26 protein-coding genes are annotated in these 23,589 nt (G+C 33.2%); 14 read left to right on the plus strand and 12 right to left on the minus strand.

Annotated features, from left to right (window positions below; all coding sequences use genetic code 11):
- Positions 1-9: 9 nt before the first annotated feature.
- The 6 genes from PMI10_RS16175 (at position 10) to PMI10_RS16200 (ending at position 5,336) form a co-directional block, all read left to right on the plus strand.
- Positions 10-1,326 (plus strand): ABC transporter permease, encoded by a 1,317-nt coding sequence (locus tag PMI10_RS16175; protein ID WP_007809965.1) that lies wholly within the window; start codon positions 10-12, stop codon positions 1,324-1,326.
- 105 nt (positions 1,327-1,431) lie between these two features.
- Entirely contained in the window at positions 1,432-2,595 is a 1,164-nt protein-coding gene (locus PMI10_RS16180; RefSeq protein ID WP_007809966.1) for a sigma-54-dependent transcriptional regulator, read from the plus strand.
- A 101-nt stretch (positions 2,596-2,696) separates the two neighbouring features.
- The gene (locus PMI10_RS16185; RefSeq protein ID WP_007809967.1) at positions 2,697-3,362 is read left to right on the plus strand and encodes a DEAD/DEAH box helicase; all 666 of its coding nucleotides are present in this window, start codon (positions 2,697-2,699) and stop codon (positions 3,360-3,362) included.
- Between the two features lie 25 nt (positions 3,363-3,387).
- The gene (locus PMI10_RS16190; protein ID WP_007809968.1) at positions 3,388-4,203 is read left to right on the plus strand and encodes an alpha/beta hydrolase; all 816 of its coding nucleotides are present in this window, start codon (positions 3,388-3,390) and stop codon (positions 4,201-4,203) included.
- Positions 4,204-4,250: 47 nt separating this feature from the next.
- A complete protein-coding gene (locus tag PMI10_RS16195; RefSeq protein ID WP_007809969.1) occupies positions 4,251-4,469 on the plus strand; it encodes a putative signal transducing protein in 219 nt (72 codons plus the stop codon).
- Positions 4,470-4,532: 63 nt separating this feature from the next.
- Positions 4,533-5,336, plus strand: coding sequence for a Cof-type HAD-IIB family hydrolase (locus PMI10_RS16200; protein WP_007809970.1), 804 nt, complete (start codon positions 4,533-4,535; stop codon positions 5,334-5,336).
- Between the two features lie 117 nt (positions 5,337-5,453).
- Here PMI10_RS16200 and PMI10_RS16205 read toward each other — a convergent pair whose 3' ends face one another.
- Positions 5,454-5,972 (minus strand): hypothetical protein, encoded by a 519-nt coding sequence (locus PMI10_RS16205; RefSeq protein WP_007809972.1) that lies wholly within the window; start codon positions 5,970-5,972, stop codon positions 5,454-5,456.
- 483 nt (positions 5,973-6,455) lie between these two features.
- Between PMI10_RS16205 and mtaB the strand changes: the two genes are divergently transcribed.
- Complete coding sequence (mtaB, locus tag PMI10_RS16210) at positions 6,456-7,790, plus strand: tRNA (N(6)-L-threonylcarbamoyladenosine(37)-C(2))-methylthiotransferase MtaB (protein WP_007809974.1); 1,335 nt, start codon at positions 6,456-6,458, stop codon at positions 7,788-7,790.
- Between the two features lie 155 nt (positions 7,791-7,945).
- Here the strand turns inward: mtaB and PMI10_RS16215 are convergent, their stop codons facing one another.
- The 7 genes from PMI10_RS16215 to PMI10_RS16245 form a co-directional block, all read right to left on the minus strand.
- Entirely contained in the window at positions 7,946-8,455 is a 510-nt protein-coding gene (locus PMI10_RS16215; protein ID WP_007809976.1) for a hypothetical protein, read from the minus strand.
- 22 nt (positions 8,456-8,477) lie between these two features.
- Positions 8,478-9,194, minus strand: a complete 717-nt coding sequence (locus tag PMI10_RS16220) for a 3-ketoacyl-ACP reductase (RefSeq protein WP_007809978.1) — start codon at positions 9,192-9,194, stop codon at positions 8,478-8,480.
- Positions 9,195-9,304: 110 nt separating this feature from the next.
- Entirely contained in the window at positions 9,305-9,892 is a 588-nt protein-coding gene (locus tag PMI10_RS16225; RefSeq protein ID WP_007809980.1) for a phospholipid scramblase-related protein, read from the minus strand.
- Positions 9,893-10,085: 193 nt separating this feature from the next.
- A complete protein-coding gene (locus tag PMI10_RS16230; protein ID WP_007809982.1) occupies positions 10,086-10,451 on the minus strand; it encodes a TonB-dependent receptor plug domain-containing protein in 366 nt (121 codons plus the stop codon).
- Positions 10,452-10,480: 29 nt separating this feature from the next.
- Positions 10,481-11,443 (minus strand): hypothetical protein, encoded by a 963-nt coding sequence (locus tag PMI10_RS16235; RefSeq protein ID WP_007809985.1) that lies wholly within the window; start codon positions 11,441-11,443, stop codon positions 10,481-10,483.
- Between the two features lie 2 nt (positions 11,444-11,445).
- A complete protein-coding gene (locus PMI10_RS16240) occupies positions 11,446-11,946 on the minus strand; it encodes an RNA polymerase sigma factor (RefSeq protein WP_007809988.1) in 501 nt (166 codons plus the stop codon).
- Between the two features lie 255 nt (positions 11,947-12,201).
- Positions 12,202-13,038 carry a DUF6929 family protein gene (locus tag PMI10_RS16245; RefSeq protein ID WP_007809990.1) on the minus strand — a complete coding sequence of 279 codons (837 nt, stop codon included), beginning with the start codon at positions 13,036-13,038 and terminating at the stop codon, positions 12,202-12,204.
- A 209-nt stretch (positions 13,039-13,247) separates the two neighbouring features.
- On the opposite strand from PMI10_RS16245, the gene PMI10_RS16250 reads away from it, so the two are divergent.
- Complete coding sequence (locus PMI10_RS16250) at positions 13,248-14,123, plus strand: PPK2 family polyphosphate kinase (RefSeq protein WP_007809991.1); 876 nt, start codon at positions 13,248-13,250, stop codon at positions 14,121-14,123.
- A gap of 81 nt (positions 14,124-14,204) precedes the next feature.
- On the opposite strand, the gene PMI10_RS16255 is transcribed toward PMI10_RS16250, so the two are convergent.
- Positions 14,205-14,720 (minus strand): hypothetical protein, encoded by a 516-nt coding sequence (locus PMI10_RS16255; protein ID WP_007809993.1) that lies wholly within the window; start codon positions 14,718-14,720, stop codon positions 14,205-14,207.
- 190 nt (positions 14,721-14,910) lie between these two features.
- On the opposite strand from PMI10_RS16255, the gene PMI10_RS16260 reads away from it, so the two are divergent.
- The 5 genes from PMI10_RS16260 (at position 14,911) to PMI10_RS16280 (ending at position 20,218) form a co-directional block, all read left to right on the plus strand.
- Positions 14,911-16,296 carry an MATE family efflux transporter gene (locus tag PMI10_RS16260; protein WP_007809995.1) on the plus strand — a complete coding sequence of 462 codons (1,386 nt, stop codon included), beginning with the start codon at positions 14,911-14,913 and terminating at the stop codon, positions 16,294-16,296.
- A gap of 129 nt (positions 16,297-16,425) precedes the next feature.
- On the plus strand, positions 16,426-16,653 hold the full coding sequence (locus PMI10_RS16265; protein WP_007809997.1) for a hypothetical protein: 228 nt from the start codon (positions 16,426-16,428) through the stop codon (positions 16,651-16,653).
- A gap of 51 nt (positions 16,654-16,704) precedes the next feature.
- Positions 16,705-18,639, plus strand: coding sequence for an LTA synthase family protein (locus PMI10_RS16270; RefSeq protein WP_007809999.1), 1,935 nt, complete (start codon positions 16,705-16,707; stop codon positions 18,637-18,639).
- Positions 18,640-18,909: 270 nt separating this feature from the next.
- Positions 18,910-19,701, plus strand: a complete 792-nt coding sequence (locus PMI10_RS16275; protein WP_007810000.1) for a hypothetical protein — start codon at positions 18,910-18,912, stop codon at positions 19,699-19,701.
- A gap of 286 nt (positions 19,702-19,987) precedes the next feature.
- Positions 19,988-20,218, plus strand: a complete 231-nt coding sequence (locus PMI10_RS16280) for a hypothetical protein (protein ID WP_007810004.1) — start codon at positions 19,988-19,990, stop codon at positions 20,216-20,218.
- Between the two features lie 32 nt (positions 20,219-20,250).
- Here PMI10_RS16280 and meaB read toward each other — a convergent pair whose 3' ends face one another.
- The 3 genes from meaB to PMI10_RS16295 form a co-directional block, all read right to left on the minus strand.
- Complete coding sequence (gene meaB / locus PMI10_RS16285; protein WP_007810006.1) at positions 20,251-21,339, minus strand: methylmalonyl Co-A mutase-associated GTPase MeaB; 1,089 nt, start codon at positions 21,337-21,339, stop codon at positions 20,251-20,253.
- Between the two features lie 105 nt (positions 21,340-21,444).
- Positions 21,445-22,086 carry an NAD(P)-dependent oxidoreductase gene (locus PMI10_RS16290; RefSeq protein ID WP_007810008.1) on the minus strand — a complete coding sequence of 214 codons (642 nt, stop codon included), beginning with the start codon at positions 22,084-22,086 and terminating at the stop codon, positions 21,445-21,447.
- Positions 22,087-22,141: 55 nt separating this feature from the next.
- The gene (locus tag PMI10_RS16295; protein WP_007810010.1) at positions 22,142-22,549 is read right to left on the minus strand and encodes an Rrf2 family transcriptional regulator; all 408 of its coding nucleotides are present in this window, start codon (positions 22,547-22,549) and stop codon (positions 22,142-22,144) included.
- 117 nt (positions 22,550-22,666) lie between these two features.
- Here PMI10_RS16295 and PMI10_RS16300 point away from each other — a divergent pair, with 117 nt between their 5' ends.
- Complete coding sequence (locus PMI10_RS16300) at positions 22,667-23,578, plus strand: AEC family transporter (RefSeq protein ID WP_007810013.1); 912 nt, start codon at positions 22,667-22,669, stop codon at positions 23,576-23,578.
- The last annotated feature ends 11 nt before the right edge of the window (positions 23,579-23,589 follow it).

Genomic DNA, 23,589 nt, shown 5'->3' on the forward strand with positions numbered 1-23,589 from the left:
AAAATAAAAATGAGCATCATTTCGTTGATTATAAAAAGAGAATTTATTGCAAAAGTCCGTAATAAATCTTTTGTTGTTATGACTTTTTTGAGTCCGTTATTGTTTGTGGCAATTGCCGGATTTATTGCTTATTTGAGTTCGATGAAAGCCGAAACCAAACGAATTGCAATTCATGACGAAACGGGTTTGTTTGTAGAAGATTTTGTAAAACAGAATAAAAAAGACGGCGAATATAAATACCTGGACTTGTCTCAAATTGATTCAAAATCTTTGAAAGACAGCATTGCCAAAGAAAATTTTGAAGGTTTAATTATTGTTCCAAAAACGGATAGTTTAAAAGATTTAGAAAGCAAAATTGAGTTTATTTCGAATAATAGCCCGAGTCTTTCTTTTATAGACAAAACACAGTATGTCATTGCTTCAAAAATCACCAGGCTAAATCTTGAAAAAGCAAAATTAGATACAACTGCCATTCAAAAAGCACAGGCAACTATCAATATTCATTTGGCAAAATCATCAGGTGAAGAAAGTTTAAAAGGCTTAAACGAAATCAAGATTGGTATTGGAGGCGCATTTGGATATTTAATCATGATGTTTATTATCATTTACGGAAATATGGTCATGCGAAGTGTGATCGAAGAAAAAACGAACAGAATTGTCGAAATTATTATTTCATCGGTAAAACCTTTTCAGTTGATGATTGGTAAAATTATTGGGACTTCTCTGGCAGGATTATTACAATTTACAATTTGGGCAATAATTGGTTTGGGATTAATGTTTGCAGCGTCTGTATTTTTTGGAGTAAATATTGGGCCAACTGCCAGGATTTCACCAGAATTAATGCATTCTGCCCAACAGGAATTTTCAGGATCGGCACAAATGTATATTAGAGAAGCATGGAATTTACCTATTGCCAGTATTTTAATTAGTTTTGTAGTTTATTTTATTGGAGGCTATTTTTTATATAGTTCGTTTTATGCAGCAATTGGAGCTGCCGTTGATAATCAAACCGATTCTCAACAGTTTCTTCTGCCTATTATTATGCCACTTATTTTGAGTGTTTATATTGGTTTTTTTACTGTTGTGAATGATCCGCACGGAACAATTGCTGTAGTATTTTCGATGATTCCGCTAACCTCGCCAATTGTAATGTTAATGCGTATTCCGTTTGGAGTGCCGTGGTGGCAAATCGCAATTTCGGTATCATTATTGTTTGCTACCTTTTTCTTTGTGGTTTGGTTCGCTGCAAAAATTTACCGCGTAGGTATTTTAATGTACGGCAAAAAACCAACCTGGAAAGAATTGTATAGATGGCTTAAATATTAATTTTTTAAAGTTCCTAAGGTTCTGAGTTCCTAAGTCGCTAAGATTAGCTTCTTAAAAAAAAAGCTTAGAACCTTAGTAACTCAGAACCTTAGCAACTAAAAAAGAATGAGTAAAATATTAATTATAGAAGACGAAGCAGCGATCAGAAGAGTTTTGGTAAAAATTTTATCAGAAGAGAATGATACATATCAGGTAGATGAAGCTGAAGATGGTGTTGCAGGTCTTGAAAAAATAAAAAACAACGATTACGATTTGGTTTTGTGCGATATCAAAATGCCAAAAATGGACGGTGTTGAGGTTTTGGAAGAAGTGAAAAAGATAAAACCTGAAATTCCGATGGTTATGATTTCCGGGCATGGTGATATGGAAACGGCCATTCATACCATGCGCTTAGGAGCTTTTGATTATATCTCGAAACCACCTGATTTAAATCGGTTATTAAATACGGTCCGTAACGCTTTAGATAAAAAACAACTTGTAGTCGAGAATAAAATACTGAAGAAAAAAGTCAGTAAAAATTACGAAATGGTAGGAGAGAGTGACGCTATCAATCATATTAAAGTGATGATTGATAAAGTGGCCCAAACTGAAGCCAGAGTTTTAATTACTGGTCCAAACGGAACTGGAAAAGAATTAGTAGCACATCAATTGCATGAAAAAAGCGAACGTGCTAACTTTCCGTTAATTGAAGTGAATTGTGCGGCGATTCCGAGTGAATTGATTGAAAGTGAACTGTTCGGACACGTAAAAGGTGCTTTTACATCGGCAGTTAAAGATCGTGCAGGAAAGTTTGAAGCTGCAGATAAAGGAACTATTTTCTTAGATGAAATTGGTGACATGAGCCTTTCGGCGCAAGCCAAAGTATTACGCGCTTTGCAGGAAAGCATGATTACCAGGGTAGGAGCTGAAAAAGATATAAAAGTTGATGTCCGCGTTGTGGCTGCAACCAATAAAGATTTAAAAAGAGAAATTGCCGAAGGTCGTTTTCGTGAAGATTTATATCACAGATTGGCAGTAATCTTAATCAAAGTACCGCCATTGAACGAAAGACGTGATGATATTCCGGCTTTGATAAGACACTTTGCAGAGAAAATTGCTTCGGAGCAGGGAAATGTTGTCAAAGTATTTTCGGCACCAGCCATAAAATTATTACAGGAATATGATTGGACAGGAAATATCCGTGAACTTCGAAATGTTGTGGAAAGACTAATTATCCTTGGAGGAAACGAAATCTCAGAAACGGACGTAAAAATGTTCGCAAGCAAGTAAAAGCTTCGCGCAATAGGCTTTAGGCTTTAGGCTTTCAGCTGTTAAAAAATATAAATAATTTTTGCTTACAGCGTATAGCTTAAAGCCTAAAGCATAAAAAAATGAAATTAAAAAAAATAAACGAAAAACTACAGGATGGTTTAATCGAAAATGGTTTGACTGAAGCAAATATATTGCAGCAGGAAACTTTTTCGACGATAAAAAGTGGAGCAGACTGTATTGTTTTATCTCCAAAAGGAAGCGGAAAATCTACTACAATTGTGTTGAATGTGATTCAGCAATTGGCTGGTCAGGTAGAAGAATCCCCAAGAGCTTTGATTATTGTTGAAGACAAAACCAAAGTTTTGGAAATGGTTGAGCTTTTTGCGAAATACGGAAAATATACCAATCTTGAAGTTTATGGTGTGCATGATAAAGGCGACACGGATTATGACAAAAACTATATTTCGACAGGAATTGATGTTTTAATCGGAACACCAAACAAATTGAGCGATATGTTTACGACCGCCGGTTATAATGTAAACCGTTTGAAAATGTTTATTTTGGATGATGCTGATCCGATTTTGAAATTGCGTCATGAAACTAAAATCATGCGTATTTCGAACAGTATTACCAAAACACAGCGTATTATTTTTGCTGAAGAATTAACGGAACGCATTGAAATTTTGGCTGACAAAATGTTATTAGAGCCTTTTATTTTTGATCTGGATGAAGAAGGGGAAGATGAACTTGATGAGGAAGAAGATCAGATTGAAGAGGAAGAATAATAAATAGTTGAAGTTATAATTTTATATGGAGATATTAAAAACGCTTAAATTTTTAACGATTGTGCTTGGAGCATTTTTTGTTGTTATTTACGTGCTTATTGTTTCTTATGTATACTTCAATCAGGTTGGTATGGTTTTTCAAGGTGCCGGACTTCCAAAGAATTATAAATTTGATTATCAAGAGAAGTTCGAAGAATTAAATATTAAATCTTATGATGGTATAAATTTAAATGGATTGTTATTTAAAGCAGAAAATTCTAAAGGTTTAGTTTTTTACCTTCATGGAAATGCAGGGACTTTAGAAACCTGGGGGAAAATTGCTAAGATCTACACCAATTTAGGGTACGATATTTTTATTTTAGATTACAGAAGCTTTGGAAAAAGTGAAGGAGAAATAGAAAATGAAGAGCAGTTAAACAATGATATTGCGACAGCTTATAAAACATTATGCGGGAGATATCCTGAAAATAAAATCATTATTGCAGGGTATTCAATTGGTTCCGGTTTGGCAGCTGTTTTAGCATCTGAAAATAAACCAAAAGCTTTAATTCTGCAATCACCTTATTTTAGTTTCACGGAATTATCGAGTAAAAGAGTGCCATTTTTTCCAAATTTCATGAAAAAATTTCATTTGGAAACTTTCAGATATCTTCCAAAAGTAAAAGGGCCTGTTTATATTTTTCACGGGATAGATGATCAATTAATTTCATGCTCAAATTCGGTTCGATTAAATAAGCTGTTAGATTTTAAAGGACATTTTTGTGCCTTAAAAGGTCAAGGTCACATCGGAATGAATGAAAATGAGGATTTTCAGGACAAATTAAAAATAATATTACAATAAATAATATTACAATAAATAATAAAAAATAATAATATAAACAGAATGTTATGGGATTAATGAAGGTGTTCTCAGGAAGTGAAGTTTTAGCAATTGCTTTACAGGAAAGATTAGAAGAAGCAGGTCTGGAAACGGTAAAAAAAGATAATATCCAATCGGCTCGTTTGGCTGGTTTTGGACAAACAGATTTGGCTGTTGAGGTTTTTATTCAGGAAACAGATTTTGCAAAGGCAAATCCGGTAATTGAAGATTTCCGAATGAGTATCTAAATAAGTAAATCACAGTTTTCAGTCACAGCAATCACTGAAAACCGCCACTGAAAACTAAAAAATATGCAATATAAAATGCTGGTACTCGACATGGATGATACCTTGTTGACAGACGATCATAAAATTTCGAAACTGAATAAAAAAGTACTTCTCGAAGCACAGGCTAAAGGTGTTTATGTGGTTTTGGCTTCCGGCCGGCCAACATCTGCAATGACCGCTTATGCAAAAGAATTAGAATTAGATTTGAATAATTCATATATAATTTCATTTAACGGAGCTATAATCAGTACCGTAAAAGACGATCTCATTTTATTTGAACAGAAATTGACACAGGAGCAGATTCACGAATTATATGATTATAGCGTGAAAATGAAAACTCACATTATTACCTATTTGGATAATGAAATTATCAGCGAAACTGATTCTGAGTATATTGAAATCGAAAAAGATATAACAGGATTAGCACATCGCAAAGTATCAAGTTTTAAAGAAGCTATTGACAGGCCGGCGGTAAAATGTATTTTGTTAGAAAATCCTGCTTATTTAAAAGAAGTAGAGAAGGATTTAAAAGAAACAATGCCTCATTTAAGTGTTGCTATGTCTAAACCATTTTTCTTAGAAGCAGCTCAAAACGGAATTGATAAAGCGGCAAGTTTGAAATTTTTGGCGGCTAAGCTAAATATTCATCAAAGTGAAATTATTGCGGTTGGAAACGCGGGAAATGATTTAACAATGATTGAATATGCAGGTTTAGGTGTTTGGGTAGATAACGTAACGCCTGAATTGCGTGACAGAGCAAATCTAATTGTAGCTTCAAACAATAATGACGGAGTTGCTGAGGTTGTGCAGCGCTATATTTTGAATTAAATTTTCAGATAAAACCGATATAAAATTAAAAACCCCAAATTTTAAAAGTCTTTAAAATTTGGGGTTTTTAGCAATTTAGAGTTTATTACCACCTGAATGATAATTTATCTGAAATTGTTATTTTTTAGCTACAGAAACAAAATATTTATTTCCGTCGCCCATTGTCAATTTTACGCGTTCATCACAAAGATCGATTGCAAAATTTGCACTTTCGTAACAGCTGCAAGTTGTATTTTTATCTTTAGACATTTCTGTTTTGCAATTATTGTTTTTAAATGTCACTAATTGTGGTGTGTACAAACTTACCAAGTCAGTAGAAGCTGTGACTAAAGAAATAATGCTGGCAGAGTTGTTATTTGTAATTCGGTAAACAATTCGATCTGTATAGTTTACATCGTTTACAACTACTTTTCTAATGTAGGTATACGCCGTAGACCCTTCACCGGGTTCTTTAACTTCAAATTTAAATCCAACAGCACGAATGGCAATGTCAAACTGTTGTTGAGAGTTAAAACTAGCCCAGTTTGTTAGTGTGCTAATTGTTGGAAACGGATTTGTAGCAGCTGCATTTGTTTGCGCCTGTGAACTAAAAATAGTTAAGAACATTAAGCAGATCGTGGGGAAAAATGCTTTCATATAGTTTTAAATTTTAAAAATTTGCCTACTCTATTATAGTGGTTTTCGGCTTTCCCATTGAAAATTGTATTATATTCTTGAAAATGTAAAAACGTTAATAATCTAATAATCGTATGTTTCCCAAATTATATTTTATCAAATTTCGATGTGTGAATTTAGGTTTAAAATTTATGTAAGCAAAATAAATATGAGAATATTTTATATCTCGTATTGTATTTTATTTGCATTTAATCGGATTTATTTGCGTATTGTCGGTATTTTCTCCTGTTTTTTAACTTTTAATCTCCGTAATGAATTTCTAAAGCAGTATATAATTTATTCTTTAATATATTTATTTACTTGTTTATAAATAAGCGTTTGAAGCAAAATATTGATCTATAGTGTATTGTTGATTTTATTTTAAAGAAATTTGTGTGTAAATTTGCAAACTCTTTAATGAAGATGTAAAATAATATCTTGCTACTTAAAATGTAGTGTGTTCCTATGGAAAATAGAAAAAAAGTTGCTTTTTATACGCTTGGATGCAAACTGAATTTTTCAGAAACTTCTACAATCGCCCGAAATTTTAATGATGAAGGTTTTGATCGTGTTGATTTTGAAGAAGTAGCTGATATATATGTTATCAATACCTGTTCTGTTACAGAGAATGCTGATAAGCAGTTTAAACAGGTCGTAAAAAAAGCAATGAAACTCAATGATAAGGCTTTTGTTGCCGCCGTGGGTTGTTATGCACAATTGAAACCTGAAGAATTGGCAGCTGTTGATGGAGTTGACTTGGTTTTAGGTGCTACTGAAAAATTTAAAATTACTGATTATATTCATGATTTAAGCAAAAACGATATGGGTGAAGTTCACTCATGCGAAATTGCCGAAGCAGATTTTTATGTTGGAAGTTATTCTATTGGTGACCGTACCCGTGCTTTTTTGAAAGTTCAGGATGGTTGTGATTATAAATGTACCTATTGTACAATTCCTTTAGCGAGAGGGATTTCAAGAAGCGATGCTCTGGAAAACGTTTTGCAAAATGCAAAAGAAATATCAGCTCAAAACATTAAAGAAATTGTTTTGACAGGAGTAAATATAGGAGATTACGGAAAAGGGGAGTTCGGAAATAAAAAACATGAACATACTTTTCTTGATTTGGTACAGGCTTTAGATAAGGTTGAGGGAATTGAGCGTTTGCGTATCTCATCGATCGAACCTAATTTATTGAAAAATGAAACAATCGAATTTGTTTCTAAAAGCAGAACTTTTGTACCGCATTTTCATATTCCGTTACAATCAGGAAGCAATGATATTTTGAAATTAATGAAGCGTCGTTACTTACGGGAGGTTTATACAGAACGAGTAAATAAAATTCGTGAAGTAATGCCTTATGCGTGTATAGGTGTTGATGTTATTGTTGGTTTTCCAGGTGAAACTGATGAGCATTTTTTAGAAACATATCATTTTCTGAATGAAATGGATATTTCTTATCTGCACGTTTTTACGTATTCGGAAAGAGATAATACCGAAGCAGCAAATATGTTAGGAGTTGTTCCTGCTAATGTGAGAGCCAAACGCAGTAAAATGCTACGCGGATTATCTGTTAAAAAACGCCGTGCTTTTTACGAAAGCCAGTTGGGATCAAATAGAACGGTTTTATTTGAAAGTGAAAATAAAGAAGGATATATTCATGGTTTTACAGAAAATTATGTAAAAGTAAAAACACCATGGAATCCGGAATTGGTAAATACATTACAAGAAATCAATTTGACAAAAATTGATGAGGATGGAAGTGTTCGTCTGGAGTTTTTAAATAAATTAACTGAAGTTTAAGTTTTAAAAACGGTATAAAAAAAGTCAATGTCTTTTACATAATGAAATTCATTTGTCAGTTCGAGCGGAGTCGAGAACCTTATGAAAATAAAGCATCTCGACTCCGCTCGATGTGACAAAAAAATAAAAAGAACCTTCTTGTTTTTATAGAAATATTACTTTTCGTTTTCCTCGACAACCAATTTCAACGAATTGATATAATCTGAATCAAACTCAATAACTCTTATTTTTTCAGGATTAAAACTTAGTTCACCACCAAACGCACCTCTGATGTCTAAGAAATCAATGGTTAGTATTTCGTCGTTTATCTCAATGAGTTTTCCTAAATAAACCGATTTTGGTGATTTTTTTACAATCTGAAAAATACCATATTTACTGTTGATATAGTTTAGAATCGTACTCAAATCCTTAATCGGAATGATGTCTTCTGCATTTGTTTTTAATCCTTTCAGGCGAATCACTTTTTCGTTAAATACAAGTTCTTCGTCTCTTTCGATAGCTTCGATGTTTTTATTTTTTAAAATTATAAAACCATCAATCACAAAATCAATGGGATTGTTTTTTAGTAAAATCCAATCATCCGAATAATCAATCAGAAAACCGGTGAAGATTTCTTTTTTATCTGTAAATGCAATTGAAATCAATTGTCTTAAATATTGTTCCATATTGATGTTTTTAATTTTAAAATTACGGATTCGTAGACCAGATACTGCTATTTTTTATAAAAACTCTACGGTTTAATTTGAGTTGGGCAATGATTAATTCGGCAATGTCCTCAGACTGCATTACTTTTTCAGGATTTCCATCAGTTAAGTTCAAATCTTTTGCCATGTCGGTTGCGACCGTACTGGGTGTTAGAGCAGTAACGCGGATATTGTGTTTTCTCATTTCCTGCATTAAAGAATCTGTTAATCCCAGAACTGCAAATTTAGAAGCACTGTAGGCACTTGTCAATGCATTTCCGTTTAATCCTGCCGTAGACGAAATATTGATGATATCCCCTGTTTGTCTTTCAATCATATTTGGTAAAACAGCACGGGTTGTATAATAGGTACCCATTACGTTTACCTGTATGATTTTCTCCCATTCGGCTGGTTCTAATTCTAAAAAATTCCCGAAAGAGGCAATGCCTGCATTATTGATTAAAATATCAATAGTTTTAAATTCGGCCAGCGCTTTTTCAACTGCTGCATTTATTGAATTGATGTCCGAAATATCTGCTGACAATGCTAATGATTTAACGCCAAAATTTTCAATTTTTATGGCTAACTGATCTACATCCAGCTGCGTTCTTGAAATTAAAATTACGTTTACACCTTCTTTGGCCAGGGCAATGGCGATAGCTTTTCCAATTCCCTTTCCTGCGCCTGTGATTAGGGCATTTTTATTTTTTAAGTTTGTCATGATCGTATTTTTGAAATGAGAAAGCATCATTCTTAGTTACACAAAAATAATTCTTTTGATTACTAAAATGATGCTTTCTGCTGTTTCTTAATCTAAGTTTAACAACTTTGTTATTCTTTCAGAACCATATCAATACACATAACAGCTCCAAGGATTAATTGTCTTAACGGACTGTCTGCAGCTACAGTTTCTTCTATTTGAAGGACATAATTATCGGCACTTGTAAAAAACTCCCTGCCAATTCCAGCCCACTTTTTGCTTACTTGTGCAAGCTGTTTGTTTTCATGCGAAAATGTAAAATCCCAGCCCGTCCATTTTCCCTGAAGGGTGGCGCAAGGTCTTTGATTTTTATCCAGAATTTCGAACTTTCCTCCAATAGAAAAAAACTTTTGCTTGAAAGTTCCAATTAAACGATCTTTCTCATCGAGAACTTCTACTGTCGAACGGAAGATGGCAATACCACGTTTAACCGTAATTAACTTTTCTCCGGAGGGAGTTGTGATTTCAACATTAAAAGGCGTCATTCTTTTATAATCTGTAAAACGAAGCACTTTCGTGAAAAAACCAAGATTGTTTTCCCGGCAGTTCATGATAATTTCGTTAGATTCCGGATGGTAAATATCGTAATTGTTCGCTGCTTTAAACATGCCAACGTGCTCTTTTACAAGAAATAAATTCTGATTTAAAATTGGGTTCATTAATTTTATTTTTAAATTAAAGTTTTTTGAATTGAAAACTCAAATGTAAAAAAATATTGGTTAATAAAATGCGATTTTAAATCTTCATTAAAATTAAATTATGTTTTTAAAATATTCAATTGTTTGTCATTGCTATGGCTGAATAATATCTGGAATTTTCAATTTATCATTGAGTTCTTTCTCAGTAATATTTTTATAAATCTCTTTTTTTTGTTGTAATAATAACAACACCTTTTCTACCGAAACCCCCACAAATAGCTGCTTCATTGGAATTTTTTAAAACTTTAATATTTTCAATGTCATTTGGATTAATTTCAGCAAATTGTTTTGCTTTAATCGGAATTCCATCGAGAATGTATAGCGGTTCATCTTTATCTGAAACAGTTTTGGCACATACAATTCGGAAACTTGGAGAAGCATCAGTTTTTGCAAAATTTGAAGAAACTTCTATAGGAGGAATTTTATCCTCTGAAGTGGAGATGTTTGTCTTTTCCTGTGCCGAAACTACGAAACATATAAGCATAGTAAATGCTGATGAAATAAGTTTTAGACTTTTCATTATCGTAAGTTTTATGATTAAATTTTAAGCTATTGCTTCGAAGCCGGTTTTCCTGTTTTGGTAGTAATTATTACAACTCCTTTTTTTCCTTTGTCGCCATATTTTTCAGTGGCTTCAAGATCCTGAAGAATGGTAATGGTTTTAATTTCCTGCTTATTTAAAGGGGCATAAGGACTCTTTGGGTTCTTGCCAAATAAATCATCTTCAGAATAATAATTTCCGTCAATAATATATAAAGGTTCGTCTAATATTACCAGCGATTCTACATTTTCAGGGTTCATATTAGGAAGTTCTTCCTGTATCATTTTATCTCTCTTCTCATCATTGCTGTGAGAAATTGCTCTTCCGTTCATTATAACTAATGGCGTACTTTTTTTAGCCATTTGAGTTTCTGCCTCAGAATCTGCAATGCGGTAAGATTCTCCTTTTACCGATTTTGCAATAGGAGCAAAAGCTTTATCTTTTTCAACAGAGTCCTCTTCGCTTAAATAACCGGAAGTAATTGATGGTGCCGGAGTAAAAATTTCATCAGGAGCTATTACAGCTGAGGTTCCGTAGCTGATTGGCTCACTGTTAGAACTTTGTATTTCATTTATTGCAACTGTTGGTTTTTGTTTAATTTGATTCTTTAAGATTTTTTCAGCTTCAGCTTTTGAAACTATTCCGGAATCTTCTGAAACAGCCATTTTATTTTTTTCTGAACCAGGTTTCTGAACCGATTCTTTTTCCTTTTCGTTAGTTACAACTTTATCAGTATTTTCAATATTGGGCGTTTTGTCAGTTTTTAGAAATTGAGTGCCTAAAGAAATTATTAATAAAAGTGATGCAGCAATTGCGATTTTTTTCCATAACGAAATGGCTTTCTTGTCTTCTTTTTTATCGAGTTTTTCTTCAACACGAGACCAGACTTTTTCCATTGCCGGAAAATCTTTACTCTCGGCGTTGTGCGAAGCCTCTTTAAATTTTTCGAATATTTTATCCTGATTGTCCATGACTATTTTGCTTTTTGATAATACAATTTATTTACTAATTCCTTTAGCTTGGTTTTAGCTGCATTCAATTGTGATTTTGAAGTGCCTTCAGAAATGTTAAGCATTCCGGCTATTTCTTTATGTCCAAAACCTTCAATAACAAAAAGGTTGAAAACAGTTTTACAGCCGTCCGGAATATGGTTTAGTAAATTGAGTAAATCTTCTTCTTCCAAAGAGTTAATTTCATCCGTAAAAGGCTGAGAAAGCAATTTGACATCATCAAGATACATGTTGAAATTTGTATGCTTCTTAATGGCTGCCAAACAGTGGTTCACGGTTATTTTTCTGGACCAGGCCTCAAAAGCCTGAACTTCCTTGAGCTGTTCCATCTTTGTAAATATGGTATAGAATGCATCAGCCATAGCTTCTTCAATTTCTTCTTCCTTCTTTAGGTATCGCTTGCAGAGGCGATACAGTTTTGGAGCCATATACTCATACACCTGGCGCTGTGCATCGCGGTGCATTTTTTTGCAGTTAGAAATTTGAGTTTCGTTTATCACAATTGTTGTCTTTATATTAAAGAGAGCCGAAAAGATAAAAAGGTTGGGAAGAAGCTGAAAAAAAGTTTAAAATAATTTGAAAATTCTTTAACTATTAATTGTTTGTCATTTTTTTGATCTTTGAGAATCTCTGTGAAGTCTTTGAGAATCTTTGCGAAAAGTTATTGCACTGAGATTCTCAAAGATTGCACAAAATTGCACAAAGTGAAATGTGTTGTTTTACTTAACCGGGAAACTCAATTTATATATTTTCGTTTCCAAAAGCTCCGTGTCATTATCCTCACAAAGTAAAAACTCGATTTTGTCATTTGATTTTTGATAGAAAGTCAAGCCTTCGAATTTATTGATTGAAGTGATTTTTTGGGTAAAATCGATTTTCATGGTTTTAAGATCGATTCGGCCGATAAAGCTTCCTAAGATTTCACCATCGTCATAAGTAGATTGTGTGTCTTCGGCGGTTGAAAGGAAATAGATTTTGTCATCAACCAAAATAGCATCGGTAAAACTGGAGCGAACGCCTTTTATTTTTGGCAATTTATAATTTGTGGCAACCAATGCAAATTCTTCGCCCAGACTTTTGGCATGAATCGTAAAAATGGTGTTTTTGTTTGAAATTCCGTTACCACGATTGAATAAATACCAGTTTTCGCCATCGAAAATAGCGCCTTCGAGATTGAAATCTTCCGGTTTTATTTCGCCGAAACTTTGCATTAAAGCATATAAGTCTACTAAATTGTTTTTCTGTAGAATAGTTTTGCTTTTAAGATCGAATGCAATCATTTTATTTCGGTTTTCGGTAGATCCGGAACCAAAAACATATAACGTATCGTTGTGATGCGTTATGGATTCAAAATCGGGTTTTATATCTTTTGGGATATTTTGGGAAGGATTGTCAATTAAAGGATGTTGGCTTAATTGCTGATTCTGCATATTGTATTCGTATAGAAATCCGCTGTTATCGCCAATGATATAAAGAGAATTGTTACTGAAAAATAATCCTGATGCCGAACCGATCCCGATGATTTGAAATAATATTTCTAATGTAAATTTTTCCATGAATGTTGTTTTGAAAAAGATTGTTTAGCCCTGATAGCAATGAAAATACTTTGAGGAGAAATTGTATTTTTTCCTGGCATTACAAAGCGACCAGCGGAAGCTCTTGTTATGGCTTGGAAAAAAATAATTTATTGAAAAAGTATTGCAATAAATAGCAGGAATATGCTTCGTAAAAATAGTATATTTATAATATAAAAAATGGAAAAAATATGAAATCGATAGATCCGAATGATTTTAAAGTTACAGATGAAATAAAATTATCAAAAATTCCAACTTTGCTAAAGATAAAAGCCGATGATGAGGAAAAAGAGGAAAAACTGGATAAAGTTCAGGCGAAATTGAGTGATTTGCAGGATGTGATGTATTCGCATAATAAATATGCAGTTTTAATTTGTTTGCAAGGCATGGATACATCAGGGAAGGATAGTTTGATTCGGGAAGTTTTTAAAGAATTTAATCCTCGTGGCGTAGTAGTTCACAGTTTTAAAACGCCAAATTCAACCGAATTAGAGCACGATTATTTGTGGCGACATTATATTGCTTTGCCGGAAAAAGGCAAGTTTGCTATTTTTAACCGTACACATTACGAGAATGTTTTGGTAACACGTGTACATCCGGAATTTATTTTGGCAGAGAATTTACCCGGAATTAATTCGGTTGATGATATTACGCCGAAGTTCTGGAAAAACAGAATTGAACAGATCAATAATTTTGAAAAACATATTGCTGAAAACGGAACAATTGTTATGAAGTTTTTTCTGCATCTGAGTAAAGAAGAACAGCGTGAGCGTTTATTGCGTCGTCTGGAGGAAGGGAAACACAATTGGAAGTTCTCGCCAGGCGATTTGAAAGAGCGTGACCATTGGGATGAATATCAAAAATATTATGAAGAAGCTATAAATAAAACTTCAACTGAGCATGCGCCCTGGTATGTTATTCCTGCAGATGATAAAGAAATGACACGTTATATTGTGGCAAAAATTATTTGGGAAGAAATGCAGAAACATACCGACATTCAGGAGCCGGAATTAGATGATAAAATAAAAGCCAACATCGAAATTTATAAAAAGGAATTGCAAAAGTAATAAAAAACTAAACCCCACAGATTTTAAAATCTTGTGGGGTTTTCGTTTTCCAAAAACAAAATAATATATTAATTTGTGCTCTTATAAATCAAAACCATAAGCTACACGAAGTGCTACCTGATTGGTTTCGAATTTGTGATAATCTTCATATCGTACACTAATATCTATATGCTTACCGGCATATCCAATTCCTGGTGCCCATAAAAAAGTAGTGTCATTATATCCGTTGGTTACTGCAAAACCAGCACCAACTTCTCCTAATACATAAAATTGATCTTCCCAAACGAAAGCTTTGAATCCGGCCTTAGCAGGAATAAATCCTAAATCGGAAGCATTATCTCCAACAAATAAATTTGTAAAACCTGTAGTTAAGGTTAGCGAAGTTCTTTTTGATAAATCATATTGAAGCCTGACATCACCACCTAAAGCCCAATCGTAAGCATTGTCAGTTGGCAGTCCGGCATTTAATCCAAACCCTAATTTAAAGCCTTGATTGTAGTCTTTGATTTCTTCAGTTTGCTGAGCAGATGATGTACTTGTGTAAATCATTGCAATTACTGCAAAAACCAAAAGTTTGATGTTTTTTAAATTTTTCATGCGTGTATTTTTTTTTAATTACTATGGTGTAAAATTAGACTTGATGCTTTTGTTTCTTGTTATATAATTATTCAAAATCGTTACATAATATTAGGATTCGTAAAATTTGACCTTATAAAAGGGATATAATTTTAATAATATCAAAGAATTCAAAGCTTCTGGTTATCTTTGCCGACTAAAAAGTTTAAAAGTGAATTTAGTTCAGTATACAAAGGAGTTTTCGTATAATTTAAGATTAGCCTATCCTGTTATTTTAGGAATGGTAGGGCATACATTAATAGGTATTGTTGATAATATAATGGTTGGGAAATTAGGAAGTACCGAACTTGCGGCAGTTTCCTTAGGGAACAGTATGATTTTTATTGCTTTGTCTTTAGGAATTGGATTTTCTACTGCCTTAACTCCAATTGTAGCCGAAGCGGATGCGGAAAAAGATCAGAATAAAATTCGTTCAACCTTTCATCATGGGTTGTTTCTGTGTACAATTTTAGGATTCATGCTTTTTGGATTATTGGTTTTAGCCAAACCTTTAATGGAGTTATTACATCAACCGGCCGATGTGATTGCTTTGGCAAAACCATATCTGGTTTGGGTAGCTTTTTCATTAGTTCCATTAATTATGTATCAGGGATATAAGCAATTTGCTGATGGGCTTTCAATGACCAAATATTCTATGTATGCCATTATTATGGCGAATATTATTCATATAGGTATCAATTATATGTTGATTTATGGTGTTTGGATTTTTCCTAAAATGGGTATTATTGGTGCAGCTTTAGGAACTGTGATTTCAAGAATCCTGATGGTGATTTTTATGCATCTTATTTTGTCCAGGCATGAACAGTTAAAAACTTATTTTAAAGGGTTTAGCTTTGAAGAAATTAAAAAAGAAACCATCAGAAAAATTATAAACCTGGGTTTGCCATCTGCAATGCAAATGCTTTTTGAAGTAGTACTCTTTACAGCATCGATATGGCTTTGCGGTAATATTGGTAAAACAAGTCAGGCAGCCAATCAAATTGCTTTAAGTCTTGCCTCAATGACTTTTATGGTTGCTATGGGATTAAGTGTAGTTTCGATGATTCGTGTCAGTAACCAAAAAGGATTAATGGATTATAAAAAGCTGGTTGTCGTAGCGCGTTCCATCTTTTTGCTTTCGATTATTCTTGAAGTTGTTTTTGCAGCAATATTCATTGCTTTTCATAATGTTTTGCCTTATATCTTTTTGAATATGGAAAACACACTACAGCTTACGGATAATACTGAAGTAATAGAAATTGCGTCGAAATTATTACTGATTGCTGCAGTTTTTCAGATTTCTGATGGAATTCAGGTAGTTGTTTTAGGCGCTTTACGCGGATTACAGGATGTAAAAGTACCTATGTATATCACTTTTACTGCGTATTGGATAATTGGTTTTCCGATTTCGTATTATTTGGGAGAATACACCTCATGGAAAGCAGAAGGAGTCTGGATCGGGCTTTTGGCAGGTTTAACTGCGGCAGCAATATTCCTGTATATTCGGTTTCATTACTTAACCAAAAAATTAATCAATAATTCATTTTCAAATAACTAAATTTGAAGCATAAAAAAATAAAAATAAGCCACAGATTTCACAGATTTCTGACAAGTTAAATCTAATTACTTTTTAATCTGGAGAATTTGGAGAATCTGTGGCAAAAAAATAAACAAAAAAATAATAAAAATGGAATTACCTAAATTTTTACTTGGAGATAATACTGATTTTCCAGATGATATTTTTATCGTTCACCTTGATTACCCGAGATTTATAATCAATTTAAAAGATGATGAGGTTGAGTTTATGGAAGAGGCCGAAGATCTTGATGAAGCAGAATTAAATGCCGAAATGGAAGGTTTGATTGTTCTGGCTAATGAATTTTACGACAGAGAAATAAAACGTTACGAAGAGTAGAGACGCACTGCTGTGCACTTCTACGCATCTGCCTCAATTAAAAATCATCTAATGAAAAAATTAAGTTTTTTAAAACCCGTTTTTAATTTCATAGCAATTGGATTGCTAATCACAACTTTAAGCAGAATCTTTTTATTTTTTCTATTTAAAGACAGAGTCATCGAGACACCCAATTTCTGGTATATTTTTCCAATCGGTTTGCGAATGGATTTGATTTTACTGTGTTATTTGTCTTTCCTTCCCGCAGTTTTGATTACATTTCTTCCTGGTAAATGGATAAAATTCACAAATAGCTTTTTGGTTATTTATAGCTTTTTATTCCTGTTTCTGATTCTTTTTGTAGAATTGGCTTCACCCGATTTTGTAAAACAATACGACACACGTCCAAACAAGATTTTCTTAGATTATCTGATTTACCCAAAAGAAGTTGTCGGAATGCTTTTAAAAAGTTATCTGACTTCTATAATTGTTACTTTTCTGATTCTTGGAGTTGTCTTGTATTTTGCTTTCAAAAAGGGAAAAAAGTATTTCCACACGACAAATACCGAATATAAATTTAAACTGATACTTTTTCCGTTAGTTGCTTTTTTATTGTTTTTTGGGGCACGTTCAAGCCTGACTTCAAAGAGACCAATTAATGCCAGTAATGCTGTTTTTTCAACTGATCAGCTAACAAATACTTTAGGTTTGAATTCATTTTACACCGTTGCTTTTGCTGCATATTCAATTAAAAATGAAGGGAACACCAAAATGTATGGTAAAATGGATGAAGCCGAAGCAATTGCCCGTGTAAAAAAATACATGATTGCCGGACCAAATGATTTTACTGATGCTGAAATTCCGTTTCTTCATGTACAGCAGCCGGATTCAGTTGTAAAAAAGCGTTATAATCTGGTGATTTTTTTACAGGAAAGTTTAGGTGCTGAATATGTTGGGATTTTAGGAGGAAAACCATTAACGCCTGAATTTGATAAATTATCGAAAGAAGGGTTATTATTTACCAATTTATATTGTACAGGAACCCGAAGTGTGCGTGGAATAGAAGCTGTTGTAACCGGATTTTTGCCATCGCCATCAGAGAGCGTGGTTAAATTAGGAAATTCACAGCAAGGTTTTTTTACTTTGGCTGATGCCTTGAAACAAAAAGGATATGACACCAGTTTTATCTATGGAGGAATGGCGAATTTTGATAATATGGCTTCGTTTTTCAACGGAAATGGTTTTCAGGATATTGTAGATCAGGATGATTTTGATTCTGATGGGAATAAATATGCTTTCAAAGGAACCTGGGGTTATTCAGATGAAGATTTAGTAACTAAGGCAAATAATTATTTTAAAGCAAAAGGAGATAAACCTTTCTTTTCTTTAATGTTTTCGACATCAAATCACGAACCTTTTGAATATCCTGCCGGAAGAATAAAACCTTATGACCAAAAGCCTGCAACAGTAAATAATGCCATGAAATATGCCGATTTCTCCATTGGTAAATTCTTCGAAATGGCTAAAAAAGAGGCATATTTTAAAAATACTATTTTTATTGTTATTGCCGATCACAATACGAGAACGTACGGAAAGAATTTAGTGCCAATCAATAAATTTCATATTCCGGCTTTAATTATGGGACCGGGAGTTCAAAAAGGAGCTGTTTACAATAAACTGGCAAGCCAGATTGATATTCCGCCAACATTATTAAGTTATTTAGGAGTTCCGTTTGAAACACCAATGGTTGGAAGAAATTTAAACAAATTGAATCCAACAGTTCAGGGAAGGTCAATTATGCAGTTTAATGATATCAATGCGTTTAGAATAGAGAATCAGGTTGTAATTATGCAGCCAAATTTGAAACCGCTTCAATTCGAAATTAAAAATGACACCACTTTAATTCCTGTAAAATTAAACGAAGAATTAGCAAAGGATGCTTTGGCACATGTTATTACAGCCGGGAATTTATATAGAGAGAATAAGTATAAACTTAGGAAAAAATAGGTTCAAAGACATAAAGATTTAAAGTTTTTAATCACTTCCTTCGACAAGCATTAAAAAGCTGCTAAAGATAAAATTTCATCTTTAGCAGCTTTTTTGTTTTAATCAGGTTTTAAAAGCAGACGAAAATTAAAATCAGCAGTCAAATGAAATAGTCGTAACTTTAATGTTCTGATTTTTAAAATTTTAGGGGGTATTTGTTTTTAAAAAAAAAGGAGGTAACAAAAAACAAACTTTGTTTATCTATTTATAAACTATTAAAATTAAATCGACATGAAAAATCTTAAAACAACAATTTTTACTGCAGTATTAGTAGTGTTTTGCTTAACAAATGTAAAAGCACAAGATGGTAAAATTGTAAAAGAAAAAACGATTAAATCTACTTCTGGTTCAGAAAGCACTTTAGATGGTCCTGCTCAAAAAAGCAATATAAATGGTATAAATAATGGAATGCCAAACAGAATTTCTATGAATGTTACTATTGCAAAGCAGACACAAGGGGCAACTTTTGGAGAAAAAGTAAATGCCGGAAAAATAAATGTAACATTAGTTGAAGGCGGATGTATCGTTTTGTTTCCTTCTAATGAAGGGTACAGAATCAATACCACTGACAAAAGCATTAAGGAATTGAGCAAAAATGAATGCGCTGCTTTTGGCGAAAAAGTCAATCAGGGTTTACATGCAGCTGGTGGCGCTTTGTCACAGGGTTCGTCTTTATTGGGAGGTGCTTTGCCAGGCGGAGCTATTATTTCTGCTGCGGTTTCCAGTGTGGGAAATTTAGCCGGAGGAGGAGGAGGGGCTGCCGCTGCTTCCTATGCCGCTACCGGAAAAATGGCAAAACCTGATTCTGAAAAAAATATTTTAAAAATTCAGGATAATGAAAATGAAGCTGTATTAGACCTGGCTGACGGAGAATATGAATTAGCATTTGTTATCGTTGAGAAAGCAACTTCAGGCTTGAAAGATACCTTAAAAACACAGGTTCGTATGGGATTTACAGTAGAAAAAGGAGTTTTAAAAACAAAACATGATACTGCTAAAAATTCAGTAGGCAATATTCGTTAAATTCTTGTTTGATAGAATTGATGGATTTAGATCACCTTTAAGATATTTTTCTAATAATAACTGAATGGCTGCAAAAGATGATATTTCATTTTTTAGCAGCTTTTTGTTTTTAAGAGTATATTTTTTTAAAGTTGCCGAAAATTTAAATCAATTACCAAATGAAATAGTTTAATATTAATGGTTTGATTTTGAATTTCTATACAGTATTTTTAATTTAAAAGCCGAAAAGGAGGTAACAAAAAACAGCTTTTGTTTATCTACTATAAATCATTAAAACTAAATCGATATGAAAAACCTTAAAACAGCAATTTTTACAGTAACATTAGTGTTGTGCGGCTTAACAAATGTAAAAGCCCAGGACAGTAAAATTGTAAAAGAAAAAGCGGTTAAATCAAATTCTGCTTCAGATTTGAAAACTACATTACAAACGCAAACCAGTATAGAGTCTGCAGTAGAAAAAAGACGTTTAAAAACCAAACATGATACCGCTAAAAATTCAATAGGAAATATTCGTTAAAATTTTTGTATGGTTGAATAGTCAAGTTTAAATTACGTTTTAAAATACTTTTCTAATAATAACTGAGCGGCTGCAAAAGGTGACATTTCACTACTTTGTACCGCTTTTTGGGTTTTATCCAATAGTTGCATGATACCTGGCTGATTGTAGAAATGATTTTTTAATTGTTCATTAATAGTTTCCATCATCCAGAATTGATTTTGTTCTTTTCTTTTTTCCTGAAAATAACCGGTTTCATTTGTCATTTTGAAATAACCCGAAATCGTTTCCCAAATTTCAGAAATTCCTTCTTTGGTAATGGCGCTGCAGGTTGTAACTTTTGGCTGCCATGCTGATTTTTTTGGAGGAAATAAATGCAAAGCTCTATTGAATTCAACTTTAGCCAAATCTGCTTTTTTGATATTATCTCCATCTGCTTTATTAATGACAACAACATCTGCCATTTCCATAATACCACGTTTAATTCCCTGAAGTTCATCGCCGGCACCGGCAATTTTTAGTAATAAAAAAAAGTCTACCATGCCGTGGACAGCAGTTTCACTTTGTCCGACACCAACAGTTTCAATAATAATAGTGTCAAAACCTGCAGCTTCACACAAAATAATTGATTCACGTGTTTTTCTGGCTACGCCTCCCAAAGTATCTCCGGAAGCACTTGGCCTGATAAAAGCATTTTCATCCTTAACCAATTCTTCCATTCGGGTTTTGTCTCCTAAAATACTTCCATGTGAAAGAGAGCTGCTTGGATCAACTGCCAATACGGCAACTTTTTTCCCTAATGAAGTTAAATGTTTTCCAAAAGCTTCAATAAAAGTACTTTTTCCAACACCGGGAACGCCTGTAATCCCAATTCGGATTGATTTGCCTGAATGAGGCAGACAACCTTTAATGACTTCGTTAGCTTTTTCTGTATGTTGAGGATTTGTACTTTCGACTAAAGTAATGGCACGGCTTAAAGCAGTTCTATTACTATTTAAAATTCCGGTAATTAATTCATTTGAAGTAGGAAGCTGTCTTCTTCTTTGCTGTATTTGACTGATGGCTGTAACATTGGTAATTTCAGGGGAAGAAATTCCGACTTTTTCATGTAAACTGCTCGACTGTTTTTTTAAACTTGACAAAATACTTTTTTTTGGTACTGTAAAAGTACTGAAAACAAAAACAGTTTCAAAAGTAGAAAATTGCTTTCGAAACTGTTTTTTGTGAATTTATTTGGGCTGTAATAATTAATATCCTGCCGTAAAACGAACCTGATGGTGTTTTGGAGTTTCTGCTTCATCTGCAATAACTACGGCTAAATCTTCTACAGATAAAATACTTCTCTGTTCGTCATTAAAAACCGGATTTTCTAAGCCTAAACGGTATTTTCCTGTTCTTCCTGTTGTGATTCCCGGATGCATCTCAAAAGCGGGGCTGAAAAATGCCCAATCCAATTCTTTTTCTTCTTTAATAATGTTTAAATAATCCCTTGCAGCACTTGCAGCTACATAATATTCTTTTGGAAAATCAGGAGTGTCAACCGCTTGTAGACCTGGTGCAACAAACAAACTTCCTCCGCCACCTATAGTGATATAACGTTTTACACCTGATTTTTTTACTGCTTCCTGAATTGCTTTTGAACCGGCAATAAAATCATCATAGATATTTGGATTTGTCCATCCTGAGTTATAGGCACTGATTACTACGTCATTTCCTTTTAAAGTTTCTGCCAAAGCATCAGTATTAAAAATATCTATAGCGACCCAATTTACATTTGATGTGTCTTTTGGGTTTCTGGCGATAGCTGTAATGTTGTGTTTTCTGTCTGCCAATTCATTTAAAATTGCTGAACCGACGAATCCTGTTGCTCCAATAATTGCGATTTTCATAAATATATTAATTTAATTAGTAATAAAAAATGTTACAGTTTTGTATAAAAAAAGGTTAGAATTGATTGGAAAAATCTTCTAATGTGATATTTGTCAGTTGCAAACTAACTTTTTCGTTCATGTCGGCGTATAGTTTGGCTAAATTCTGATTGATTTTTTTTCCAACCGGACAATCAGGATTAGGCTGATTTTTAGCATATCCTAAATTGATATTGTCAAAAGTCATCTCGAATATTTCTTTTAATGTAATATTTGTTGCCGCTTTAGACAATTTCGTGCCACCATTTTTACCTTCTTTACTTTCTACAATATGATGGGCTTTTAGATTGGCAATTTCTTTTCGGACCAGAACAGGGTTAAGGTTCATGCTTCCTGCAATAAATTCAGATGATAAAAAATCATTCGGGAATTTAGAGAGTAAAGTCAGAATGTGAATCGTTATGGCAAACTTACCTGAAATCATACTGTAATAAAATATGTTACAAATGTAATTGTTTTTATTGAATTAAAAATAATTTTAACTAAAATTTTATACTCCTTAATGTTTTATAAATTCCTATTTTTGTAATGATACTGCCATATGAACAACTTTATTTTAATATTCTTCTTTTTATTTTTAGGCTTGCTTTTGCAAAGGGTAAACTGGTTTCCAACCCATATTTACAAGTTTCTAAACAAAGTTGTAATTTATTTTTGTCTGCCGGCTATTACTTTATACCACATACCGAAAATAAAATGGGATAATGAGTTGTTATTCCCAATAGGAGCGGGCTGGCTTACGTTTATACTGGCTTTTGTATTTTTTCATTTTTTAGGAAAACGATTAGGATGGTCCAATAAACTTATTGGCTGTTTAATCCTTACGGCAGGATTGAGTAATTCTTCTTTTCTTGGTTATCCTATAATTGAAGCTTTGTTCGGAAAAAAAGGATTAGAAACGGCAGTTTTGGTCGATCAGCCCGGAACATTTGTTGTAGTTTCTACATTGGGAGTTTTTGTAGCAGCTTTCTATTCGAAAGGTAGTCCGAACACTTTTAGTATTATTAAGAAAATAATATTATTTCCGCCGTTTATAATGTTTGTGTTAGCTTGCTTAATGAATGTATATGACTATGATTTGGATTTGGACATTCAATCTGTATTGCTAAAAATCGGAAGTTTGGTAACGCCGCTTGCCTTATTGTCGGTCGGATTACAGCTGAATTTTGATAAAAAAAGTCAGCATTGGAGATTTTTACGACTCGGACTTTTTTTTAAACTTATTCTGGTTCCGTTTGTGATTTTAGTTTTATACGTATTTATTTTCAAGCAGCATTCTGAACCAATAAAAATTACAATAATGGAAACAGCTATGGCTCCAATGATTACAGGTGCCATTTTAGCTTCGACTTACGGATTAAAACCAAAATTGAGCAGTATGATGATTGGTTTCGGAATACCAATTTCATTCGCAACCCTTGCTGTTTGGTATTTTGTCACTAGTTTTATATAAATCTGATTAAT

The organism is Flavobacterium sp. CF136 (assembly GCF_000282055.1).
Classification (GTDB): domain Bacteria; phylum Bacteroidota; class Bacteroidia; order Flavobacteriales; family Flavobacteriaceae; genus Flavobacterium.